Raw genomic sequence first — 22,922 nt, 5'->3', positions numbered from 1 at the left:
AGAGCGCACATACCCGTGATTAACGCTTAAAAAGTAAACATTGTTTGTTTAGTAAATAGGATCTTTCTCCTCTGGATCGCAGTTTTCATTTAATGACGCTTTATCAAGGCTCTAAACCTCGCTACACTGGGCGGATAATTCGGGACAGTTATGCGATCTTTTTGCATTTTAGAACACCGATCCGCTTTTCTACTTAAGGAAGATAACCGTTATGAAATATATCGAAGTTGATGAAGAGCTTTATCGACACATCGCCAGCAAGACTGAACATATTGGCGAGAGCGCTTCGGATATTTTGCGCCGTATATTGGGATTACAAGTTGAATCAGTGGTTCAAGAAGCACCTGAAAAGATCAGTCATCCGAGTCTTGAGCACTCTTCACCTAAGCCAGTAAAGGTCGCTAAAGTAGCAACTAAGGCCGTTTCTGATTTTACCCGTTTGATCGATGTCGATGCGTTGGCAGCCCAAAAGGGCGCGGTAGGGCGTTTTCTATTTATTCTAGATACGGTTTATAGAGCATCAACGACACAATTTGAGCAGGTGTTACAAATTCAAGGGCGTGACCGCTTATACTTTGCGACGTCAAAAGATGCACTGTTAAAAGCCAGTAAATCAGCAAATCCAAAAGAGATAGGCCAAAGTGGTTTCTGGGTCACGACAAACAACAATACCGCTAAAAAGCGCACAATTCTTTCTGAAGTTTTGCTGCAGTTCGGTACGAATGAAGAGCAAGTGGCTCAAATTATAGAAAAAATTTAACGACATAAAGCGTTAACGTAAAATGTATAAGCTTGCTGTGACGACATTAAAAACACGGTAAATAAAGGAGAGGGTAATTGGCTACACACAAGAGAGCAGGATTGATTGCTGAGCAAAAGGATTTGGTCAATATCCCCAAACTCGTTAGCCTATATTATAGCTTAACGCCCGATGTGAGAGATGTAACTCAAAAAGTGACATTTGGTACCTCGGGTCATCGTGGAAGTGCGATGCAAAAAAGCTTTAATGAAGCACATATTGTTGCCATTGCTCAAGCAGTTGCTGATTATCGAAAGCAAGCCAATATCACGGGTAAGTTGATATTAGGTATTGATACACATGCCTTGTCACAACCCGCAGCCATGTCGGTTGTTGAAGTGTTAGTGGCTAACGAAGTTAGCGTTGTGGTTCATAAAAATGATGGTTTCACACCGACTCCAGTGGTGTCTCATGCGATTATTTGTGCCAACAATAATCCAGTAGACGGTTTAGTCGATGGCCTCATTGTAACGCCTTCCCATAATCCGCCTCAAGATGGTGGTATTAAATACAATCCTCCCCATGGTGGACCCGCTGAAGGCGAAATCACCACCTGGATTGAAGGCAGAGCCAACGAATATCTTGCTAAGCATTTAGCGGGCGTTAAGCGTACTCCATACAGCGCCGCGCTTGATAGTGGATATATAATAGAAGCCGACCTTATTTCACCTTATGTTGAAGACTTAAGTCAGGTCGTTGATATGCAGGCGATTGCAGATGCGAAACTCCGCTTGGGCGTCGACCCTCTCGGTGGCTCTGGGGTTCACTATTGGTCACCGATAGCAAAGTATTATGGTATCGACATCACAGTGCTTAACGACAAAGTCGATCCAAGTTTTAGCTTCATGCCTCTGGATAAAGACGGCAAGATCCGCATGGACTGCTCATCACCTTATGCAATGGCCGGTCTTTTAGAGCATAAAGATAATTTTGATCTTTGTTTAGGTAATGACCCTGACTTTGACCGTCATGGCATTGTCTGCCCTGGCAGTGGATTAATGAATCCCAATCATTTCCTTGCGGTTGCGATTGATTACCTAGTGACCCATCGACCTCATTGGACCGAACAGATGGTGATAGGTAAGACTTTAGTATCTAGTGCGATGATTGATAAAGTTTGTCAAATGCACAATAAACAGATGTCTGAAGTACCAGTAGGGTTTAAGTGGTTCGTTGAAGGCTTAGCCAATAGTGATTTTGCTTTTGGCGGTGAAGAAAGTGCTGGCGCAGCGTTTTTAAGAACAGATGGCAACACCTGGTGTACCGATAAAGATGGCTTTATTTTATGCTTGTTAGCGGCTGAAATTTTGGCTGTGACCGGTAAAACACCACAACAACGATACGATGAACTAGAAGCGCAGTTTGGTAAGAGTTTTTATCAACGCATCGATAGCCCTGTGAGCCTTGAAGACAAAGCTAAGTTTTCGAAGATTTCAGCAGATACGATTGCGGCGAATACCCTTGCCGGAGACGTTATCTTACAAAAGTTGACCCATGCACCGGGCAACGGCGCTGCTATTGGTGGTATTAAAGTTGTCACTGAAAAAGGCTGGTTTGCCGCTCGCCCATCGGGTACCGAAGCCTTATTTAAGCTTTATGGTGAAAGTTTTGTTAGCCAAGCCCATCTGGCTAAGCTGTTAGACGATGCGCAGCAGATTGTCGCTCAAGCATTAAAGTAACAAATACAGCAAAAAATATACTCATCAGTAATGACTAAAAAAGGCACCTTTCGGGTGCCTTTTACTGTTTATAAGCATTAGTGAGCATGTTGGGGTTAACGCCTTTGCTTCATTTGGCGTTGGGGCGATGACTAGTAGCTGATGTGGCAGCTCGGTAATTCGTTCTTAGCGAGGTAATTCTGATGGTACTCTTCGGCGTGATGAAACTGCTGGCAAGGGACGATTTCAGTTACCACGTGTCTCGCACCCCATTTTTGGCTTTTAATCAAAGCCAGTTTTGAGATCTCAGCCAGTTGTTTCTGCTGCTTATCGTGGAAAAAAACAGTACTTCGATACTGCGTTCCTATGTCTCCACCTTGTTGATTAAGGCTAGTTGGGTTATGGTTTTGCCAGAAAACATTGAGCAAATCATCAAACGACACAATGGCAGGATCGTATTTAACTTGTACGACTTCTGCATGACCGGTTGTGCCGGTTTTTACTTGCTGGTAGCGAGTGTATTGATCCTTACCGCCCATATAACCGCAAGTACAATCAATGACACCTTCGACTTCTCTAAAGAAATATTCAACTCCCCAAAAACAACCTGCGCCGAATGTTGCCAATGCCATAGTTTACCCCTTAGTGCTGCTCTCGAATGTTGATGACTTTGCCTAGTAGCCGTTTGGATGGCTAGATGTCTTTATCTTGTTTTATTTTTTTGGCTTATGCAAGCAGAAATTAGACTCGTTGATTATTAGTTATACTATCTCGATAAAATCTGTACCCGAATAGAGGGGCAAATATGCTATTATCCTTGGCAGAATCAGTTCAGAATGCCGTAGAAACAAATGCTTGTTGCTTAATGATTTCTCGGAATATAAAGCTGACGTACCAACAAATAAGGAGTAGTTTGTGTTTCACGAATTGAAACAGTCTAAGGACTTTTTAGCGCTTACCCTGGCACATCCACAATATTTACCAGAAACGTTCGAGTTTGAGCTTGATAATCAGATCCGAGTAGAAGTGTGGGACACGGGTGTTATCATGTTTGAGCCGATTAATGCTAAGCACACCAAAGATATTGTCTTATCTTGTGCGGTTCACGGCAACGAAACAGCTCCGATAGAACTGTGTAATGATCTCATGACACAACTACTGGGTGAGAACATCGCGCTAAAACAGCGAATACTATTTCTTATTGGTAATCCACCGGCTATCCATAACGGCACGCGCTTTATCGATGAAAATCTCAATCGATTATTTAATGGCGCGTACTCTCGTGGTGAGGGCTTGTGTAATCCTGAGCGGGTAAGAGCGCAAAAACTTGAGCATTATATCGATAAGTTTTTTGCTTCTCAATCAGGCGAACGCCACAGAATACATTATGACCTCCATACTGCAATTCGCCCCTCTAAACATGAAAAGTTTGCTATTTACCCTTATCGCGCCAACCGTAAATACAGTAAGCAACAGATCATGTTTCTCGAATCTTGCGGTGTAAATACTATTTTATTACACCACGAACCAACGACAACGTTCAGTTATTTCTCCTCTGAAAATTATCATGCCGACGCATTTACCATTGAACTGGGTAAGGTGTTTCCTATGGGGCAAAATGATATGACGCGCTTTATTGCGATGAAAGAGATGCTAACACTATTAATGACGGGCAAAGATCTACAGTTACCCGACTTTGATATGAAACGCTTAAATCTGTATCAAGTTTGCCGTTCGGTAAATAAACATTTTGATGATTTTGAATTTAGCTTCGCTAACGATGTTGAAAACTTTACTGCTTTTCCACGAGGATACACCTTAGCGAAAGAGGGCGGCAAAGAAGTCAAAATCGAACAAGAGTTTGAATCGATTGTTTTTCCAAATGCAAAAGTACCTGTAGGGCAGCGGACGGTTTTGTGTTTAAAGCCTGCCGATGAAAGTCAATTGGACTAAATTCAAACTGAATAACTGTGCATGTAAACCAATATATACATGCACAGACATGCTTAGTTGTGGTTTCAATGATGGGAAGTGTTGAGAGTTAGTTTACGTTAACGTAATGTTCTTCCCGCGTATTAGAATAGCAAGGCGCCGTATTTAGTCGTTTAGCGGCACCAACAATAACAAGAGCACATTATGAGCAACGCAACAACGAATGCAGAAACAGTCCATCGCGTGAGCTTTCTTGATAAAGACTCACTGTCGATCCCGATTTTAAAAGTGTTACAAGCAGATGGTACCGCCTATGAAGGCGCCGTATTGCCTGTAATAGACGAAAAGCTAGCCAAACAGATCCATGATACTTGCGTATTTACCCGAGTATTAGACGAGCGTATGTTGGGCGCACAACGTCAAGGTAGAATTAGCTTCTATATGACTTGTACTGGTGAAGAGGCTTCTATTATTGGTAGCACAGCCGCCCTCGATGATGGCGACGTTATCTTAGCGCAATATCGTGAACATGCAGCGCTGCGTTACCGAGGTTTTACGACTGAACAATTTATGAACCAAATGTTCAGTAATGAGAAAGACTTTGGTAAAGGCCGTCAAATGCCAATCCATTACGGCAGCCAAGCACTTAACTATCAAACGATTTCTTCGCCGCTAGCAACTCAAATCCCCCAGGCAACAGGTGTGGCTTATAGCCTTAAAAGACAAGGTAAGCGTAATATTGCTATCTGTTACTTTGGTGAAGGTGCGGCTTCTGAAGGTGATTTCCATGCGGGCCTCAACATGGCTGCAGTGTTAAATTCTCCGGTTATTTTCTTTTGCCGTAACAATGGTTACGCAATTTCTACACCTACAGAAGAGCAGTTCAAAGGTAACGGTATCGCCAGTCGTGGCGTGGGTTACGGTATGCATACTATCCGTGTTGATGGTAACGATATGTTGGCCGTACTTGCGGCAACGCAACAAGCTCGTGCCTATGCATTAGAGCATAACGCGCCAGTACTTATTGAAGCTATGACCTATCGCTTGGGAGCACACTCTTCTTCAGATGATCCATCGGGTTACCGCTCTAAAGATGAAGAAGCAAAGTGGCAACAACACGATCCAGTAAAACGCTTCAAACTTTGGATGATCAATAAAGGCTGGATGAATGAGCAAGAAGATGCCGATCTGTATGTGAAATACCGTGAAGAGGTATTATCTGAACTCAAAGTGGCAGAAAAAATACCCACGCCTCATCTCGATAGCATCATCGAAGATGTTTACGATACGCCAACTCCTTTACTTAAAAAACAGTTAGCACAGCTGAAAGAACACGTTAAAAAATATCCAGAATCCTATCCAAAAAGCGCAGGGAGAGTATAAGCTGTGGCTCAAATGAATATGTTGCAAGCCATTAACCAAGCGCTGAGCTCGGAAATGGAATCAGATGAAACAATGACAGTGTTTGGCGAAGATGTCGGTCACTTTGGAGGGGTCTTTAGAGCAACCTCTGGCCTACAAGAAAAGTTTGGACGCGACCGTTGTTTTAATACGCCGTTAACTGAACAAGGCATAGCAGGCTTTGCCAATGGTTTAGCATCAAATGGCATGACGGCTGTCGCTGAGATCCAATTTGCCGATTATATTTTTCCTGCAATTGATCAAATCGTTAATGAAAGTGCCAAATTTAGATACCGCAGTGGTAACGAGTTTGATGTGGGCGGGCTGACCTTTAGAACTCCATATGGTGGCGGAATTGCAGGCGGTCACTATCACTCGCAATCACCAGAAGCTTATTTTACTCAAACACCAGGGCTTAAAGTGGTTGTGCCGCGTAATCCAGAGCAAGCGAAGGGCTTATTAATCGCCTCTATTCGTGATAAAAACCCGGTGATATTCTTCGAGCCTAAACGCTTATATCGCGCCTCAGTTGGTGATGTACCCGAAGGTGACTACGTTATCGAACTCGGTAAAGCGGAAGTCGTGAAAGTGGGGACTGATATCACGCTTCTAGGCTGGGGAGCTCAGATGGAGATCCTTGAAAAATCGGCTGAAATGGCGGCTAAAAAAGGTATTTCTTGTGAAATAATCGATTTAAGAACCTTGTCTCCTTGGGATGTCGATACTGTCGCGGCATCAGTAAAAAAGACTGGTCGCTTACTGATTAACCACGAAGCACCATTAACGGGTGGGTTCGCAGGTGAAATCGCAGCAACAATTCAAGAAGAGTGTTTCTTGTACCTTGAGTCGCCAATTGCCCGTGTTTGTGGTCTAGATACACCGTATCCTTTGATCCATGAAAAAGAATATATGCCAGATGCGTTAAAGACGTTTGAAGCAATCAAAGCTTCGGTTAAATTTTAGGAGCCCGCCATGATTAAAGATTTTATCCTTCCGGATATCGGCGAAGGCGTTGTCGAATGTGAGCTGGTTGAATGGTTGGTAGCAGAGGGTGATAGTGTTGTTGAAGATCAACCTATTGCCGATGTGATGACCGATAAAGCATTAGTGCAAATTCCTGCGCCCAATGCCGGTGTTATTACTAAGCTTCATTACGCCAAAGGTGAAATCGCTTTGGTACACGCACCGCTTTATTCTGTCGATGTAACAGAAGAGCTGCAAGTGACGCCAAGCGCTGCTTCAGGCGAGAGCTCGATAAGTGACACAAACTTTGTCGAAACTGCCTCCGTACAAACAAGTCCTTCCGTAGCGATCACTGCAGGTGTGACTATTGAAGAGTTTTTACTGCCCGATATCGGTGAAGGTATTGTTGAGTGTGAACTTGTCGAATGGCTCGTTAACGAAGGTGATATGGTCGTTGAAGATCAGCCTATTGCCGATGTGATGACCGATAAAGCCTTAGTGCAAATACCCGCCATAAAAAACGGTAAAATTAGTAAATTACATTACCGTAAAGGCCAGCTGGCACGTGTGCATGAGCCGCTATTTGCCATTGAAGTTGTATCAGATGCAAACAGTGTAAATGTCACTGATGCAAGCAAGACTAGCACCGTCGATACACTTGCTAATGCATCAGTAACAACAAATGAAATAGTGCCACAAGGCAAAGCGCTAGCAAGCCCTGCGGTGCGACGTTTGGCTCGCAGTCTAGATATTGATATCTCAACGGTGAGTGGCTCTGGTAAAAATGGCCGGGTGTACAAGGAAGATATTGAGCGTCACCACCTTGGCGGCGCGGCAATGCAGTCAGGTATCACTGACGCAGTCAGCACGGCTAAGGCAACGGCGCAAACTGTGGCAGTTGCTCAACACGCACAGGTTGAAAACTTGCAGGTTAAAAACCACGCCGATAGAGTTGAGCCGATAAAAGGTGTACGCGCCGTGATGGCGAAAATGATGATGGACTCTGTATCAACGATCCCACATTTTACCTATTGCGAAGAGTTTGATTTAACCGATTTAGTTGCACTACGTGAAAGCATGAAGAAAAAGTATTCATCAGACGAGCTCAAGCTCACCATGATGCCTTTCTTTATGAAGTCTATGTCACTGGCACTGGCTCAATTTCCAGATATGAACAGCCGAGTTAATGCTGACTGCACTGAGCAGACTTATCTTGCAAGCCATAACATAGGCATGGCAGTTGATTCTAAAGTGGGTCTACTTGTGCCTAATGTAAAAGATGTACAAGATAAAACGATTCTTGAAATCGCTACTGAGATCACGCGTTTAACTCATGCTGCACGAAGTGGCAGGGTATCTCCAGCGGATCTTAAAGGTGGCAGTATTTCAATTTCAAACATCGGTGCATTGGGTGGTACGGTGGCAACACCAATCATTAATAAGCCTGAAGTAGCGATAGTCGCCTTAGGTAAACTGCAAATGCTACCGCGCTTTAATGAGAAAGGCGAAGTTGAAGCGCGTAAGATCATGCAGGTGAGTTGGTCTGGCGATCACCGGGTAATTGATGGTGGTACCATTGCTCGTTTTTGTAACTTGTGGAAACACTATTTAGAACAGCCACAAGAAATGTTGCTAGCTATGCGATAGCTATCAACAACGTGATAAAATGGCGCTAGTGATAGCGCCTTTTTTATCTCTATTAGCCCTGTAGTAGTTTTAAATTTGTTAACTATTCCGTATAATTCCGCTAATCTGTTATTGCCCATTGGTTTTACTATGAGCGCATTCGCCCCAATTATCGAAAATATTGACTATCCTTTTCCACCCAAGCCTGCTCCTTTATCCGATCGTGAGAAAGCTGAATCAACAGCCAGAATTAAGCAGCTTTTAAAAGAAAAAGATGCGGTTTTGGTTGCGCACTATTATACCGACCCAGAAATTCAAGCTTTAGCGGAAGAGACCGGCGGTTGTGTTTCTGACTCATTAGAGATGGCCCGTTTTGGCCGTGATCATCCCGCTAAAACATTAATTGTTGCTGGCGTTAAGTTTATGGGTGAAACCTCTAAGATCCTAAGTCCAGACAAAACGGTGTTAATGCCAACACTGGAAGCCACTTGCTCGCTCGATCTTGGTTGCCCAATTGAGACCTTTAGCGAGTTTTGTGATGCTCACCCAGATCATACTGTAGTGGTTTATGCTAATACCTCCGCAGCAGTAAAAGCTCGTGCAGACTGGGTTGTGACATCGAGCATTGCACTTGAAATTGTTGAGCATCTCGATAGCGAAGGTAAGAAGATTATCTGGGGCCCAGATCGCCACTTAGGTAGTTATATTGCAAAACAAACCGGTGCTGAAATGTTGATGTGGCAGGGCGAGTGCATTGTCCACGATGAGTTTCAAGCCAAAGCATTGCGTGAACTGAAGAAGTTACATCCCAATGCCGCTGTTTTAGTGCATCCAGAATCTCCCGCTAGCGTAGTAGAACTCGCTGATGCAGTTGGCTCAACTAGTCAGTTGATTAAAGCAGCCCAAACCATGGATAACGATATGTTTATCGTGGCTACCGATAAAGGGATCTTCTATAAGATGCAGCAGGCAGCCCCTAACAAGGAGCTAATTGCTGCACCGACAGGTGGAAATGGCGCGACTTGTAAGAGCTGTGCACATTGCCCTTGGATGGCGATGAATGGCCTCAAAGCAATTGAAAGTGCGTTAGAGAATAAAGACGCGAGTGCGCATGAGATCTTTGTCGACGATGAATTGCGCCTCGATGCACTCAAACCACTGGATAGAATGCTGGATTTTGCGGCTTCTTTAAATATGAAAGTTAAAGGTAATGCTTAAACTTTAGCAATTGATTTTAAATAAAATAGCCTGCAAAGCAGGCTATTTTATTTTTATTCGTCGAGTAAATCTTTTAATTGACCATCAATTGTGCAAACGAAGAGTAATAGCGCTATTTGGCTTGACGCAATAAGGCCTTTTCAGTAAAGTAGCGCTCCGTAGCTAAGCAATTATTGTAAAAGATTTTTGGTAGCAATCGTGGTGCTTAAACACGTAAAAGATAATGCATCGGTGAGCTGGCTGAGTGGCTGAAGGCGCACGCCTGGAAAGTGTGTTTAGGTTAATCCCTAACGAGAGTTCGAATCTCTCGCTCACCGCCATATTAGAAAAGCCCGTTATCGCAAGATAACGGGCTTTTTGCTGTCTGTTACTTAGCTGTCTATCTATATACCTACCGGTAACTCTTTGTGCTACGAATTATCTGTTACTTTCACTCTGTTACTAATAGTTTGATAACAGGGCTTTTAATCAGTTTAGTTAAGGGCTTATCGTTTAGCTGCATAATCAAAAAACTTTCTATTTTCGATCCCCGCACTATTTGAATTCACTTTATTCGGATGCTTATGCTCCGCCCAGCAAGCCACTTTTTTTCCGATATTTAAGTGGGGGAACTTTGGCGTGCCTTCGAATCCGATACCGAGAAAACTCAGCATGCGGGTTAAGCTATCTTGATGGCTAACATTAATACGAATGAAATCATCACGGCCATCGAAATAATGAATGACTTGTTGTTGATGACGTAAGTAACAGGCTTTTAGGTGCTCTGCATCATCAGGTTCTTCTGCAATAGCAAGATCGAACGTATTGTTAAAGGTCCGTTTAAGGATCGGGTTAAACGTACCCGTTTTCAGATCCAGCTGTGCCTTCATTTTATTGATAAGCATCTGCATAGAGGGAACCCATTGCGACAAATCACGCTCAAGGTAAACAAATTTGGAGTTGGGAAAGAGCCCATCCAGTTGTTGATAATCACAAAAACAGGGAGAGTCTGAAATGATGTCGGCTAAATGAAATGCCTGTTTAGTATATGCGGTATGGGCGACTTTAAAACCATAATCGAGCATAGCAACACTGATACTTGTAGTGCCAGTTCGCGGAAGGCCAATAATAAAAACTTTATTCATAATGTTGCCAAATATCGCATTCAAGCGATAACTACTATCAGGCCTAGCTTTCTAGGCTAGGCCTCAGGGTGAGGGTAATGAGCAAGGGCTCTGAGTAAGAGTACTGGCTAAAGTTTTGTTCAAAAGTTCAGCGAAAACTACCCTGATGGTTAGAGTAACGGACTAAAAAGATAAAATATTCGCTCAGCGGTGCGGCTAGCAATAGAGCGCTTTGCCCATTCCTGAGGTGAAATCTTATTTGAATCTTTAAGGTAATCCTGTTGAACCTGTTCAAGCTTTTGAGTGAAAACAAGGTTATCGACAGCGAGTGTCACCTCGAAGTTAAGCCATAAACTGCGCATATCCCAGTTAACTGTGCCGATTAAGCAGTGATTACTGTCGATAACAACTGACTTGGTATGCAGTAAGCCACCTTTAAATCTATGTATGTTGACCCCAGCCTCTAAGAGCTCGCTGAAAAATGCGCGACTTGCCCATTCAACCATCAATGAGTCATTTTTATCTGGGACAATAATATCAACTTGAACATTACGCTGTGCGGCAATAATCAATGCCATGTGTAAGTTATCGCTGGGAACGAAGTAGGGCGTTGTTATAACAATACTTTTTTGAGCCTGATATATACTTTGGAGTAGCACACGGTGGATCACTTCTTCGCGCATGCCAGGCCCTGAAGGAATAACTTGCACTAAATCGGTAATTTCACTGTCTTCATGAGACAAGCACTTGGGTTGCTCTGGAAGAAAACGTTCGTTGGTTTCAACTTCCCAGTCCCAGGCGTGAATACTATTGAGTACGGGGACAGACGTGCCAGTGATCCTAACCATGACATCAATCCATTGTCCGACGCCCGCGTCTTGATTAAAAAACTTAGGGTCGACCAAATTCATTGAGCCTGTATAGGCGATTTGATTATCTACGACAACAATTTTTCGATGTAATCTGAGATCTAAGCGTCTAAAGAACATACGAAAAGGTGATACCTCTAGCGCGCTAACGACTTCAACACCCTTTTGTTTCATGAGTTTTGGCCATTGGCTTTTGAAGAAGTGTCGACTTCCCGCCGCATCGAGTAGTAAGCGTACTTTCACGCCTCGCGCCGCACTTTGTATGAGCGCCTGGGCAACATCATCGGCTCTGCCGCCGGGGTGCCAGATGTAAAACTCTAATAATATTGTTTCAGTCGCTTGGTTTATGTCTTCAATAAGATTATCTAAAATCTCATAGGTTTCGCTGCACAGGGTTAAATTATTATCGGCCAATGCAGGGATCCCGACTTGCTTTTCACAAATGGCACTGATTGATTGGCCATATAGGCTGGCAACATGAGGGCGATACTTTCGGTACTCATAGAGCTTTTTAAACCACTCTCCATAAGGTTTGAACATCAGCTCTGCTCGAAGCGCTCTTTTTTTGCCTAAATTGAGCTCACCAAAAAGTAAGTAAGCAAAAGCACCGCCTAACGGGACAATATAGATAATCATTAACCAAGCGAGTGATACGCCAATCGTTCGCCGTTTGGCAACGACACGAATACTAATACCAGCAATTATCAACCAGTACACAAAGACGCCTGCTATGGTTAGTAGCTGATAAAACTCATACATATTGTGTTTGATAAATTTATCCTTAGTCACTCAAAGCCAAGTGCGGGCGAGCGTTGGAGGGGGCTTGAGCGAATAATCCCTGTCTAGAATGATTATGTGATTAAGCGTAATAAGCTATTATAATGAAAAGATTACTTTAAATCTAAAAACAGAGCTGAATAAGTCAATTATGGCGAAAATTATCCGTAAACTCATTTTATTAGCACTTATCGCAGCTGTAGCCGTGGTTATTTATGTCTACGACGCATCGGTTATTCCCTCTGACGATATTCTCGTTAGTAACGATAATCCTGCAGGTGTGCAGGCCCAGTGTATGACAAAACCAACCAAAGCGTCGCTCGATAGGTTCGGCAAGCTCGATATCACTACTTGGAATCTTTATAAGCAAAACAGCGACGGTTGGGATGATACCTTAAAGCAACTCGTAGAACGTTCTGATCTGTTGTTACTTCAAGAGGCGCAGTTAACCAAAGAGCTCAAGAGCTTTGTGGAGTCACAAAAGCTTTCTATGATTCTGGCGCAGGCATTTAGTTTTGATGGCGAACCCGTTGGAGTGATGAATTTGACGAGAGAACCCGCAATGAGTAGTTGCGTGTTTAGGAAGGCTGAACCTTATATAAATTTCCCAAAATCAATGTTGGTGTCGTATTATTTACTGTCAGATCAAAGCCAGCTGTTAGTGATCAATATCCATAGTATTAACTTCACCATCGGTCTAGAAGAGTACCTATCTCAGTTACGGGTAGTGGAAGAAGCGATGCAAGATCATCAAGGACCTGTCATTTTTGCTGGTGACATGAATACCTGGAGCGATACTCGATTGGATACGGTTAAACAATTGGCAAAGCGCACAGGTTTAACTGAAGTTATTCCTGAGGTTGACTCTAGAACAACCATTCTTGGTCACCAGCTTGATCATATATTTTATCGAGGACTAGAGTTAGTAAAAGCTGAATCAATCATCACCTCAAGTTCTGATCATAACCCGGTTAAAGCCTATTTTAGACTAGTGAAAAAACGCCCCGTTAAAGGCATCGCGACAACTAAATAATCATCACATTTACAAAAAATCATACAGGATTTTATATGGATAACGCACTGGCGTTACTTAATCGCTATTTCGGTTTTAGCGAGTTCAGATTGGGGCAGGGCGATGTTATTAACAACGTGTTGAGCGGAAAAAGCGCGGCGGCGATTTTCCCTACAGGCTCGGGTAAATCCTTATGCTATCAATTGCCAGCACTTGCATTACCTCACCTTACTTTAGTGGTTTCACCGTTACTTGCGCTGATGGATGATCAATTACAGTTTCTTAATCGCAAAGGGATCCCCGCGGCATCAATCGATTCAACACAAACAAATGAACAGTCCAGTGCCGTGATCCAAGGTGTGACTGACGGGCAGATTAAAATTTTAATGATCTCGGTTGAGCGTCTAAACAATGAGCGTTTTAGACGTTTTATTTCATCGGTTCCCATCTCGTTGTTAGTGATCGACGAGGCGCACTGTATTTCTGAGTGGGGCCATAACTTTAGACCTGATTATCTCAAACTGCCAGCGTATCAAAGACAACTTAATATCCCTCAAGTCCTGCTGTTAACAGCCACTGCAACCCCGAAAGTTATCGAGGATATGGGCAGTAAGTTTGGCATAGAGCCGCAATGTATTACCCTAACGGGTTTTTATCGCGCTAACCTTAATTTATATGCGGTAGGAATAAGCGCACAGGATAAAATACGTTACTTAAGTGATTGGTTGGTTCAAAAACAGGATCAGAATCAAAGTGGCATTGTCTACGTCACCCTACAGCAAACAGCTGAGACTGTAGCTAAAGCGTTAGTTAATAGAGGTTTTTCAGCTGTTGCTTATCATGCAGGAATGGATAGCGATAAACGTAAAACCATACAAAATCAGTTTATGGCGGGTGAGGTACCCATTATTGTCGCAACGATCGCGTTTGGCATGGGGATTGATAAAAGTGATATCCGTTTTGTGGCGCATTACGACCTGCCCAAATCGATTGAAAATTATGCCCAGGAGATTGGTCGAGCTGGACGAGACGGCTTAAGCTCTGACTGCCTAGTGCTGGCTAATCGTGACAATCTTAACGTGCTAGAAAACTTTGTGTATGGTGATACGCCAGAGCCTAGTGCCATTGAATTTGTCCTAGATGAAATCCGTCAAGCGTCAACCGTAAGCACGCAGTGGGAGCTGATGCTTAACCAACTATCAACGGCCTCAAACATCCGTACATTAAGCTTAAAAACCTTACTGGTGTACCTTGAAATGCTGCGGGTGATTAAGCCTAAGTACAGTTATTTTGCCGATTATCGTTTTAAACTTTTATGTCCTATCGATGAGCTCTTGTCAAAGTTTGATCCGCAGCGTCAAGTGTTTATCAATGCTGTTATCGACAGTTCTGATAAAGCCAAACTTTGGTACAGCGCCAACTTCAGTGCACTGGAGCAAACACTCCCAAATAGCCGAGATCGTGCCATTAAAGCACTCGATTACCTACATCAAAAGCAACTTATAGAATTACAAAGTAAGCAATTAACTCAGGTTTATGACATCTATAGCGCTAATATCAACGATTCGCTCGCGGCGCGTTTATTCGACCGATTTAGCACTAAAGAGCAGAGTGAAATAAGCCGAATTAATCAGTTAGTCGACTTTTTCGACAGCGAAGTTTGTTTAAGTTTACAGCTGGCACAATATTTCGCCGATCCTCACTTAACAGCCCCTTGTGGTCACTGTAGTGTATGCCTAGGTAATCTTGCGCGCTTACCTGCACCGCAACCCCTTAAGCCTTTAACCGACTTCTATTTTAATGATATTTGCCGTGAAGCAATTGAAAAGTTGGCTAAACACCTATCTCCAGTATTATTAAGCAGGTTTTTATGTGGTTTGACGACGCCGATATTTACCAAGATAAAGCTACGGCAGGCTAAAGGTTTTGCTCAGTTTGAGCATTACCGTTTTGCAGAAGTATTGGCCTGGGTTGAAGCCAACCTAGAAGCTGGTCGAATGCAATCAGAATAAAGATGTGAACCCTTAGCGAGAATGTAACGCTAAAAGACAAATTTTAGTGCTGAGCTTTGACAGCCTTTGTTGTGTAACAAAGGTTGTCAAACTGAGTTTAGTTACTGAAAATATGCACAGAACATGATTTACTGGAGCGGATTTTAAAGTGGCAGTAGACCACGCTCTAACAAATTAAGGGACCACACCATGAAAAAAGCCGCACTGCCTTTGGCCATTGCGTTATCTCTTGTGGGCTTAACAGCCTGTCAAAGTCAGCCTACAACTGAGCAAGTGGCGGTTGAGATCACCGATCAAAACTTAGCATTTGCCCAGTTCAGTCAAAATTTTATTGATGCGTTATGGATAGAGTCTCCAACTTGGGCACTTTATAGTGGTTTTCATAAATATGATGGTGTGTTAAAGGTTCCTAATGCTGAAACCCGTGCAGCGAGTTTAGCGTTTATTCAAACACAACAAGCAGCGTTAGCTAAGTTTGACCCTAAACTCATGTCACCAGCGACACTGACCGATTACCGTCTTATCGAAAACTTACTTGCCGAAATGAAGTGGAACATTGACACCTTCAAGTCATGGCAATGGAACCCTGCCAGTTATAACGTCTCTGGTGGATTTGCCCAGATTATTAATGAAGACTTTGCCCCGCTTAGTGAGCGTTTGCGTTCAGTGTTAGCAAGAATGGAAAATGTGCCAGCTTATTACGCTGCAGCAAGAGAAAACATTCAAAACCCAACGATTGAACACACGCAACTCGCGATAATGCAAAACCAAGGCGCATTCTCTGTTTTTTCTAATGATCTACTGAATCAAGTTTTAGCGTCGAGTTTATCCAACGCTGAAAAGGCGTTATTTGCTAATCGTTTTAATAAAGTGACCATGGCAATTAATGAACACATTGATTGGTTAACTGCATTAGAGGCTAAACTTGAGGTCGAGGGCGCGAAAAGCTTCCGTATTGGTGAGAAACTGTACGAACAAAAGTTTACCTACGATATACAAGCGGGTATGTCAGGTAAGGCGCTTTATGAAAAAGCTGTCAAAGACAAAAATCGAGTTCAGGCCGAAATGGCCAAAATCACCAAGAAAATTTGGAGTAAATACTTCGATACTCCCATGCCAACAGATGACAAAGTTGCAATTAAACAACTGATTAATAATCTTTCTGCCAAGCATGTTAAACGCGAAGATTTTGTTGATGAAGTTCGAGCGCAGATCCCAGAGCTGATTGATTTTGTTAACGAGAAGAACCTAGTCACCCTAGATCCAAATAAGCCCTTGGTGGTTCGTGAGACCCCCGCATACATGCGTGGATATGCCGGCGCTTCAATTAGTGCCCCTGGCCCCTATGAAAAGTCAGGTAACACCTATTATAACGTGACACCACTTGATGGAATGAGTGATCCCTCTGCTGAAAGTTACCTCAGAGAGTACAATCATTGGATACTACAGGTACTTAATATCCATGAGGCCATTCCTGGACATTACACTCAATTGGTTTATTCAAATGAATCGCCGAGCCTAATTAAAAGTTTATTTGGCAACGGTGCGATGGTAGAAGGCTGGGCTGTGTATACCGAACGTATGATGCTTGAAGAGGGCTATGGCAATTTTGAGCCTGAAATGTGGCTGATGTACTACAAATGGAACTTACGAGTCATCGCGAATACTATCCTAGATTACAGTATTCAAGTTAACGGCATGACTGAAGAGCAAGCTTTAGATCTTATGATTAACGAGGCATTTCAGCAGCAAGCTGAAGCTGAAGGGAAATGGCGCCGTGCAACACTGAGTCAGGTACAGTTAACCAGTTACTATTCGGGTTACCGTGAGATATACGATTTAAGAGAAGAGTATAAAACGCTTAAAGGTGATGACTTTGACTTAAAGGCATTCCACGAAGAATTTTTAAGTTACGGCAGCGCACCGGTAAAATATATTCGTGAGCTTATGCTGAATAAATAAGTTGTTTACGGTCAATACGTCAACATTAAACCTGCTTACATAGTCAAAGTGCAGAGCCGCCAGTAAAAACTTGCGGCTCAGCTTCTTTCAATACCAGATCCTTATCAGAAAAATCGCGATAAATCCCGTTAAATCAATCCAAGTTAATCAAAGATGCTGGTAAATTCTTACCTTTCAATGTAATCTTAATGAAAATTATTCGTATTAAGATTGTTTGAGATGAAACACCTTCTATTGGTAGATGATGATATTGTATTCCTAAAAGCTTTATTACCTGTTTTGGAACAAGAAGGCTTTATTGTCACCGTTGTAAATAGCGGCGCCGATGCACTGGATAAACTAAAGTCCATTAGGCCGGATTTGATATTGTTAGATATCAATTTGCTAGAGTTAAGCGGCTTTGAGTTGCTAACACTGCGACTCGATAAAACACCGGCTATCGTTATCTCAACTTTAGATACAGAAGAGGACAGAATTAAAATATATGAGTTAGGTGCCGATGACTTTCTGAGTAAGCCATTTAGTCACCGTGAGCTAGTGGTGCGGATTAACGCATTGATGCGCCGAATAGACTGCATTAAAAATAATGCTGATTGTCAGCTTAAATTCTCTGAAGATATTAGCTTTGATGATAACCAGTTTATGATTTCAACCTCTGAGCAATCAGTATCGTTCACTCAAACAGAGTTTAAACTGTTTAAGTATTTATTTGAAAGGAAAGGTTTGGTCGTAACAAAGCAGGAATTGCAGCTTAGGGTCTTACAAAAAGAGCTAGGGCAGTTTGATCGTAACCTTGATATGCATATCAGTAATACACGCCGTAAACTGTCAGAAAATCAACTCCCGAAGACATTGATCAATACAGTGAGAGGTAAAGGGTATAGCTTTGCGTAGCCAAGTTGATAGGTTTTATATGTTCATAAAAAAGGGAGCGATTTGCTCCCTTTTTTAATGACTGGTTCTGAGGTGTTACTTAAGTAGAATCATTGGATCAACAAATTCTAAATTAAGCGCTTCAGCAACTTCAGCACAAGTGATCTTACCGTGCATAACATTAAGACCGTTCAGTAAGTGCTTATCTTGTAGAAGTGCTTCTCTGTAACCGAGTTGAGCCAGCTTAATGATGTATGGCAGTGTTGCGTTGTTCAATGCAAATGTCGAGGTGCGAGCGACAGCACCTGGCATGTTAGCAACGCAGTAATGAACAACATCATCAACGATGTAAGTAGGATCTTGGTGAGTCGTCGCATGGGATGTTTCAATACAACCGCCCTGGTCAATTGCAACATCTACGATTGCAGAGCCAGGCTTCATGCGTTTGATATGTTCTTTAGTCACAAGTTTCGGAGCCGCAGCGCCTGGAACAAGAACACCACCAATCACAAGATCAGCTTCAAGTACATGTTTCTCAATTGCATCAGCAGTTGAGTAAATTGCTTTAACTTTATTGTCAAATTGAGCGTTAAGGCGACGAAGAGCATCAATGCTTCTATCTAAAATAACAACGTCGGCACCTAAACCCACAGCCATTTGCGCTGCGTTTGTACCCACCATGCCGCCGCCAATAATCACAACTTTAGCAGGCTCAACACCTGGCACGCCACCGAGTAACATACCGCGTCCACCCATAGATTTCTCTAGAGCCATGGCACCGGCTTGAATAGACATACGGCCTGCAACTTCAGACATAGGGGCAAGCAGTGGAAGGGTACCGCGATCATCAGTGACTGTTTCATATGCAATACAAACAGAACCGCTTTTCACTAGGTCTTCTGTTTGTGGAAGGTCTGGCGCTAAATGAAGGTAGGTGAATAGCAACTGGTCTTCACGTAACATTGCGCGTTCAACAGCTTGAGGCTCTTTTACTTTAACAATCATCTCTGATTGAGCAAACACCTCTGCAGCAGTGTCCAGTATTTTTGCACCGACTTCGATATAATCTTGATCTGTAAAACCAATGCCTGAGCCAGCATTTGTTTCAATAAAAACCTTATGACCACGTGACGTCAATTCACGAACACTTGATGGAACCATGCCAACACGATATTCGTGGTTTTTGATTTCTTTTGGAACACCTATAATCATCTTCGAGCCTCAAATTTGCATAAAAACCCATTTTCTATGGGTGTAATTGTTATTTTGTATTGCCTGAACGTGAATGTTTCAGGGAAATCTAGTATAGTATTCATTCCGCAGTTTATGCTGCTGAAGTTTTTTTAATAGCAGATAATAATATCGTCTTTGACGTCAACCAGGGTTATATATATGGTTAATAATAAAAAGAGTCCTATAAAAGACTTAGATCGCATCGATAGAAATATACTTAATGAATTACAGATTGATGGCCGAATTTCTAATGTCGAGTTATCTAAGCGCGTAGGGTTAAGCCCAACACCTTGCCTAGAGAGAGTGAAACGACTTGAAAAGCAAGGGTATATAAAGGGTTACACAGCATTAGTGAACCCTCATTATTTAGGTGCCTCTTTGTTAGTGTTTGTAGAGATCACTCTAAACCGTGATACTGCAGAAGTGTTTGATAAGTTTAATAAAGCGGTTCAGTTACTCGATGATATCCAAGAGTGTCACTTAGTCTCTGGAGACTTTGACTACCTATTGAAGACCCGAGTTTCTGATATGTCTGCATATCGTCGCTTATTGGGTGAAACACTTCTTAAATTACCAGCAGTTTCAGACACTCGTACTTATGTCGTGATGGAAGAAGTTAAGCAAACTAATCGTGTTGCTATCAATACTGTTTCAGACTCATAAATAATATACTAAATACAAAAAGGGGCCTAAAAGGCTCCTTTTTTTATACAAAATCCAAATTGATACAAATTGATGCAAACTGTTTGGGTGCATATTTATTCAATATTGCTAGAAAGTCGCAAACGCTGCATAAAGTCTTAAATTCTGGTATGTTATCCCTAATTAACGTTTTTTAGTGTAGGTTTTCCATTGTCTAAGGGAAATAGTGTTAAAACGCTCTCAGGCGTACAACGGCTATTAGAAGGTAGTCTCATTGTTTGTTGCATGTTGGCAACTTACGTTCTTATCGCTTTGAGCAGTTTCCATTCTTCCGATCCAGGGTGGAGTCAATCAAATTTCAGTGGTGAAATTAATAACCTAACGGGCGCTGTAGGCGCGTGGTTAGCGGATGTTTTATTTTATTTCTTTGGTTACTGCGCATACATCATTCCTATCATTATCGCATTAACGGGTTGGTTACTGTTTAAACGAACTCATAAGCTGTTAGAGATTGACTATTTTTCTGTTGGTCTACGTTTAATTGGCTTCTTGTTAATTGTATTTAGTCTTGCTGCGCTAGCGAGTATGAATGCAAACGGACTATATGGTTTTTCAGCCGGCGGCGTAGCGGGTGATGTTATTGGTCAAGCAATGCTGCCTTACTTTAACAAGTTGGGGACGACGCTATTACTACTGTGTTTTGTCGGTGCCGGTTTTACACTACTGACCGGTATTAGCTGGTTAACCGTGATAGAGCTAACAGGCTATGCCACGATTTGGCTATTTAAAAATCTGCGCGATCTACCTAATAAATTTAAGCCTGAATTGGGTGATACCGAAGATACACGCGGTTTTATGTCTGTGGTTGAACGCTTTAAAGAGCGACGTAATAGACAAACAGATGATGACTCGCATGAATACGAAGACGTCGATGAAGACGGCATTGAGCATGATGAATTTGATTCACAGCAAAAAGCCCAAAACAGTAACAGTAAGATTGTCGGACGAGAGTTAACACCTCAACCAAGAGTAAAGCCTAAAGTTATTGAACCTCAATTCAATACACCTAAGGCCAATGAACCTCAATTAACCGAGGCTGATAGCCACCATGCTACTTTAGCTGATGAACCAAGGATTTCAGCCCCATGGGTGAATGAAAGCTGTGATGAAATTGAATCAATCGATTTCAATAATAACGCCTCGTCGGGTGCGGTTAATGCAGTTAAGCGTATTGAGGATGACAAGGCTAAGATTGTTGATGGGATAGTTGTATTACCCGGTCAAGCCATTGAGCAAGAGCGCCAGCCTATGGCGCCGTTACCTAGTATCTCTTTATTGGATGTCCCAAATCGTAAGACCAATCCAATTAGTCAAGAAGAGCTAGAGCAAATTGGTAAGCTAGTTGAGGTTAAACTCGCCGACTTCAATATTACTGCAAACGTAGTAGGTGTTTATCCTGGCCCGGTTGTAACTCGTTTTGAGCTTGAACTCGCTCCTGGGATTAAAGCCTCTAAAATCACAAATTTATCGAAAGATCTGGCGCGTTCATTGTTAGCTGAAAATGTACGAGTAGTTGAGGTGATCCCAGGTAAAGCCTATGTGGGGCTAGAGTTGCCGAATAAGTTCCGTGAAACGGTATTTATGCGTGATGTGCTCGACTGTGAAGATTTCAGAGACGACCCTTCACATCTAAGCATGGTGCTCGGTGCTGATATCGGTGGTAAGCCAGTTGTTGTTGATTTAGGCAAAATGCCGCATCTGCTTGTTGCAGGTACTACCGGTTCAGGTAAGTCAGTGGGTGTAAACGTAATGATCACTAGTCTGTTGTATAAATCAGGCCCTGATGATGTGCGTTTCATCATGATTGATCCTAAGATGCTTGAGCTATCTGTTTATGAAGGGATCCCGCACTTACTGTGTGAAGTGGTTACCGATATGAAAGAAGCAGCTAACGCGCTACGTTGGTGTGTCGGAGAGATGGAGCGTCGCTATAAATTGATGTCAGCACTTGGCGTGCGAAATCTAAAAGGCTATAACGCTAAGATTAAACAGGCTAAAGAGTCAGGGCAGCCTGTACATGATCCACTGTGGAAGTCGTCTGACAGCATGGAGCCAGAAGCGCCAGAGTTAGATAAACTGCCATCTATCGTAGTGGTGGTCGATGAATTTGCCGACATGATGATGATTGTAGGTAAAAAAGTAGAAGAGTTGATTGCACGTATCGCTCAAAAAGCCCGTGCTGCAGGGATCCATTTAATCCTTGCTACTCAAAGACCTTCTGTTGATGTGATCACCGGTTTGATTAAAGCTAACATTCCAACACGTATGGCGTTTCAAGTTTCATCTCGCATCGATTCGAGAACGATTCTAGATCAACAGGGCGCGGAAACCTTGCTTGGTATGGGGGATATGTTGTACTTGCCACCAGGTACTAGCGTTCCTATCCGCGTTCACGGTGCATTTATTGACGATCATGAGGTTCATAAAGTGGTCGCCGATTGGCATGCTCGAGGTAAACCGCAATATATCGAAGATATTTTGCAAGGTTCTGCAGAAGGTGAGCAAGTGTTATTACCTGGCGAAGCCAGTGATTCAGAAGAGGAGATGGATGCCTTATACGACGATGCGGTTGCGTTTGTGACACAAACTCGTCGTGGTTCAATATCAAGTGTGCAGCGTAAGTTTAAAATTGGTTATAACCGTGCAGCGCGTATTATCGAACAGATGGAACTTCAAGGTGTTGTCAGTGCCCAAGGTCATAACGGTAATCGAGAAGTATTAGCGCCGCCACCGCCAAAAGATTACGTGTAAATAAGTGCCATGCCCCACAAAATATATTCAG

Annotated in this window: 17 protein-coding genes and 1 tRNA gene; 14 read left to right on the top strand and 4 right to left on the bottom strand. The window is 42.7% G+C overall.

What is annotated here, in order from left to right; genetic code table 11:
* The first annotated feature begins 211 nt into the window (after positions 1–211).
* On the top strand, positions 212–760 hold the full coding sequence (seqA, locus tag ACVBIK_RS04170) for a replication initiation negative regulator SeqA (protein WP_447159200.1): 549 nt from the start codon (positions 212–214) through the stop codon (positions 758–760).
* Positions 761–837: 77 nt separating this feature from the next.
* A complete protein-coding gene (pgm, locus tag ACVBIK_RS04165; RefSeq protein ID WP_447169168.1) occupies positions 838–2,478 on the top strand; it encodes a phosphoglucomutase (alpha-D-glucose-1,6-bisphosphate-dependent) in 1,641 nt (546 codons plus the stop codon).
* Positions 2,479–2,609: 131 nt separating this feature from the next.
* Here pgm and msrA read toward each other — a convergent pair whose 3' ends face one another.
* Positions 2,610–3,089, bottom strand: coding sequence for a peptide-methionine (S)-S-oxide reductase MsrA (gene msrA / locus ACVBIK_RS04160; RefSeq protein WP_447159202.1), 480 nt, complete (start codon positions 3,087–3,089; stop codon positions 2,610–2,612).
* 283 nt (positions 3,090–3,372) lie between these two features.
* Between msrA and astE the strand changes: the two genes are divergently transcribed.
* The 6 genes from astE (at position 3,373) to ACVBIK_RS04130 (ending at position 9,917) form a co-directional block, all read left to right on the top strand.
* Positions 3,373–4,410, top strand: coding sequence for a succinylglutamate desuccinylase (gene astE / locus ACVBIK_RS04155; RefSeq protein WP_447159203.1), 1,038 nt, complete (start codon positions 3,373–3,375; stop codon positions 4,408–4,410).
* A 183-nt stretch (positions 4,411–4,593) separates the two neighbouring features.
* Positions 4,594–5,772, top strand: coding sequence for a thiamine pyrophosphate-dependent dehydrogenase E1 component subunit alpha (locus ACVBIK_RS04150; RefSeq protein WP_447159204.1), 1,179 nt, complete (start codon positions 4,594–4,596; stop codon positions 5,770–5,772).
* Positions 5,773–5,775: 3 nt separating this feature from the next.
* The gene (locus ACVBIK_RS04145; RefSeq protein ID WP_447159205.1) at positions 5,776–6,753 is read left to right on the top strand and encodes an alpha-ketoacid dehydrogenase subunit beta; all 978 of its coding nucleotides are present in this window, start codon (positions 5,776–5,778) and stop codon (positions 6,751–6,753) included.
* 9 nt (positions 6,754–6,762) lie between these two features.
* Complete coding sequence (locus tag ACVBIK_RS04140; RefSeq protein WP_447162775.1) at positions 6,763–8,400, top strand: dihydrolipoyllysine-residue acetyltransferase; 1,638 nt, start codon at positions 6,763–6,765, stop codon at positions 8,398–8,400.
* 129 nt (positions 8,401–8,529) lie between these two features.
* A complete protein-coding gene (gene nadA, locus ACVBIK_RS04135; RefSeq protein WP_447159207.1) occupies positions 8,530–9,597 on the top strand; it encodes a quinolinate synthase NadA in 1,068 nt (355 codons plus the stop codon).
* Positions 9,598–9,827: 230 nt separating this feature from the next.
* Positions 9,828–9,917, top strand: a tRNA-Ser gene (locus tag ACVBIK_RS04130).
* A 165-nt stretch (positions 9,918–10,082) separates the two neighbouring features.
* On the opposite strand, the gene ACVBIK_RS04125 is transcribed toward ACVBIK_RS04130, so the two are convergent.
* Positions 10,083–10,721, bottom strand: a complete 639-nt coding sequence (locus tag ACVBIK_RS04125) for a sulfotransferase (RefSeq protein WP_447169167.1) — start codon at positions 10,719–10,721, stop codon at positions 10,083–10,085.
* Positions 10,722–10,870: 149 nt separating this feature from the next.
* Complete coding sequence (gene cls, locus ACVBIK_RS04120) at positions 10,871–12,328, bottom strand: cardiolipin synthase (protein ID WP_447159363.1); 1,458 nt, start codon at positions 12,326–12,328, stop codon at positions 10,871–10,873.
* A gap of 169 nt (positions 12,329–12,497) precedes the next feature.
* Here cls and ACVBIK_RS04115 point away from each other — a divergent pair, with 169 nt between their 5' ends.
* From ACVBIK_RS04115 to ACVBIK_RS04100, 4 genes are all read left to right on the top strand, one after another.
* Positions 12,498–13,379, top strand: a complete 882-nt coding sequence (locus tag ACVBIK_RS04115) for an endonuclease/exonuclease/phosphatase family protein (protein WP_447162774.1) — start codon at positions 12,498–12,500, stop codon at positions 13,377–13,379.
* A gap of 35 nt (positions 13,380–13,414) precedes the next feature.
* Entirely contained in the window at positions 13,415–15,370 is a 1,956-nt protein-coding gene (locus ACVBIK_RS04110; protein ID WP_447162773.1) for a RecQ family ATP-dependent DNA helicase, read from the top strand.
* Between the two features lie 189 nt (positions 15,371–15,559).
* Complete coding sequence (locus ACVBIK_RS04105; protein WP_447169166.1) at positions 15,560–17,332, top strand: DUF885 domain-containing protein; 1,773 nt, start codon at positions 15,560–15,562, stop codon at positions 17,330–17,332.
* A 219-nt stretch (positions 17,333–17,551) separates the two neighbouring features.
* Complete coding sequence (locus tag ACVBIK_RS04100; RefSeq protein ID WP_447162771.1) at positions 17,552–18,226, top strand: response regulator transcription factor; 675 nt, start codon at positions 17,552–17,554, stop codon at positions 18,224–18,226.
* A gap of 75 nt (positions 18,227–18,301) precedes the next feature.
* On the opposite strand, the gene ald is transcribed toward ACVBIK_RS04100, so the two are convergent.
* A complete protein-coding gene (gene ald, locus ACVBIK_RS04095; RefSeq protein ID WP_447159213.1) occupies positions 18,302–19,417 on the bottom strand; it encodes an alanine dehydrogenase in 1,116 nt (371 codons plus the stop codon).
* A 180-nt stretch (positions 19,418–19,597) separates the two neighbouring features.
* Here ald and lrp point away from each other — a divergent pair, with 180 nt between their 5' ends.
* Positions 19,598–20,101, top strand: a complete 504-nt coding sequence (lrp, locus tag ACVBIK_RS04090) for a leucine-responsive transcriptional regulator Lrp (RefSeq protein ID WP_447159214.1) — start codon at positions 19,598–19,600, stop codon at positions 20,099–20,101.
* A 189-nt stretch (positions 20,102–20,290) separates the two neighbouring features.
* Positions 20,291–22,891 carry a DNA translocase FtsK 4TM domain-containing protein gene (locus tag ACVBIK_RS04085; RefSeq protein ID WP_447162770.1) on the top strand — a complete coding sequence of 867 codons (2,601 nt, stop codon included), beginning with the start codon at positions 20,291–20,293 and terminating at the stop codon, positions 22,889–22,891.
* Positions 22,892–22,922 lie beyond the last annotated feature (31 nt).

This window comes from Shewanella sp. 125m-1, from assembly GCF_052977065.1.
Note: the sequence above shows the minus strand (reverse complement) of the source record. Positions and strands in the feature narration are given on the sequence as shown.

Excerpts from the sequence above, each read along its gene's own strand:
- seqA (WP_447159200.1), top strand. The coding sequence starts at position 212 with ATGAAATATATCGAAGTTGATGAAGAGCTTTATCGACACATCGCCAGC.
- msrA (WP_447159202.1), bottom strand. The coding sequence starts at position 3,089 with ATGGCATTGGCAACATTCGGCGCAGGTTGTTTTTGGGGAGTTGAATAT.
- ACVBIK_RS04150 (WP_447159204.1), top strand. The coding sequence starts at position 4,594 with ATGAGCAACGCAACAACGAATGCAGAAACAGTCCATCGCGTGAGCTTT.
- ACVBIK_RS04140 (WP_447162775.1), top strand. The coding sequence starts at position 6,763 with ATGATTAAAGATTTTATCCTTCCGGATATCGGCGAAGGCGTTGTCGAA.
- nadA (WP_447159207.1), top strand. The coding sequence starts at position 8,530 with ATGAGCGCATTCGCCCCAATTATCGAAAATATTGACTATCCTTTTCCA.
- ACVBIK_RS04125 (WP_447169167.1), bottom strand. The coding sequence starts at position 10,721 with ATGAATAAAGTTTTTATTATTGGCCTTCCGCGAACTGGCACTACAAGT.
- cls (WP_447159363.1), bottom strand. The coding sequence starts at position 12,328 with ATGTATGAGTTTTATCAGCTACTAACCATAGCAGGCGTCTTTGTGTAC.
- ACVBIK_RS04115 (WP_447162774.1), top strand. The coding sequence starts at position 12,498 with ATGGCGAAAATTATCCGTAAACTCATTTTATTAGCACTTATCGCAGCT.
- ACVBIK_RS04110 (WP_447162773.1), top strand. The coding sequence starts at position 13,415 with ATGGATAACGCACTGGCGTTACTTAATCGCTATTTCGGTTTTAGCGAG.
- ACVBIK_RS04105 (WP_447169166.1), top strand. The coding sequence starts at position 15,560 with ATGAAAAAAGCCGCACTGCCTTTGGCCATTGCGTTATCTCTTGTGGGC.
- ACVBIK_RS04100 (WP_447162771.1), top strand. The coding sequence starts at position 17,552 with ATGAAACACCTTCTATTGGTAGATGATGATATTGTATTCCTAAAAGCT.
- ald (WP_447159213.1), bottom strand. The coding sequence starts at position 19,417 with ATGATTATAGGTGTTCCAAAAGAAATCAAAAACCACGAATATCGTGTT.
- lrp (WP_447159214.1), top strand. The coding sequence starts at position 19,598 with ATGGTTAATAATAAAAAGAGTCCTATAAAAGACTTAGATCGCATCGAT.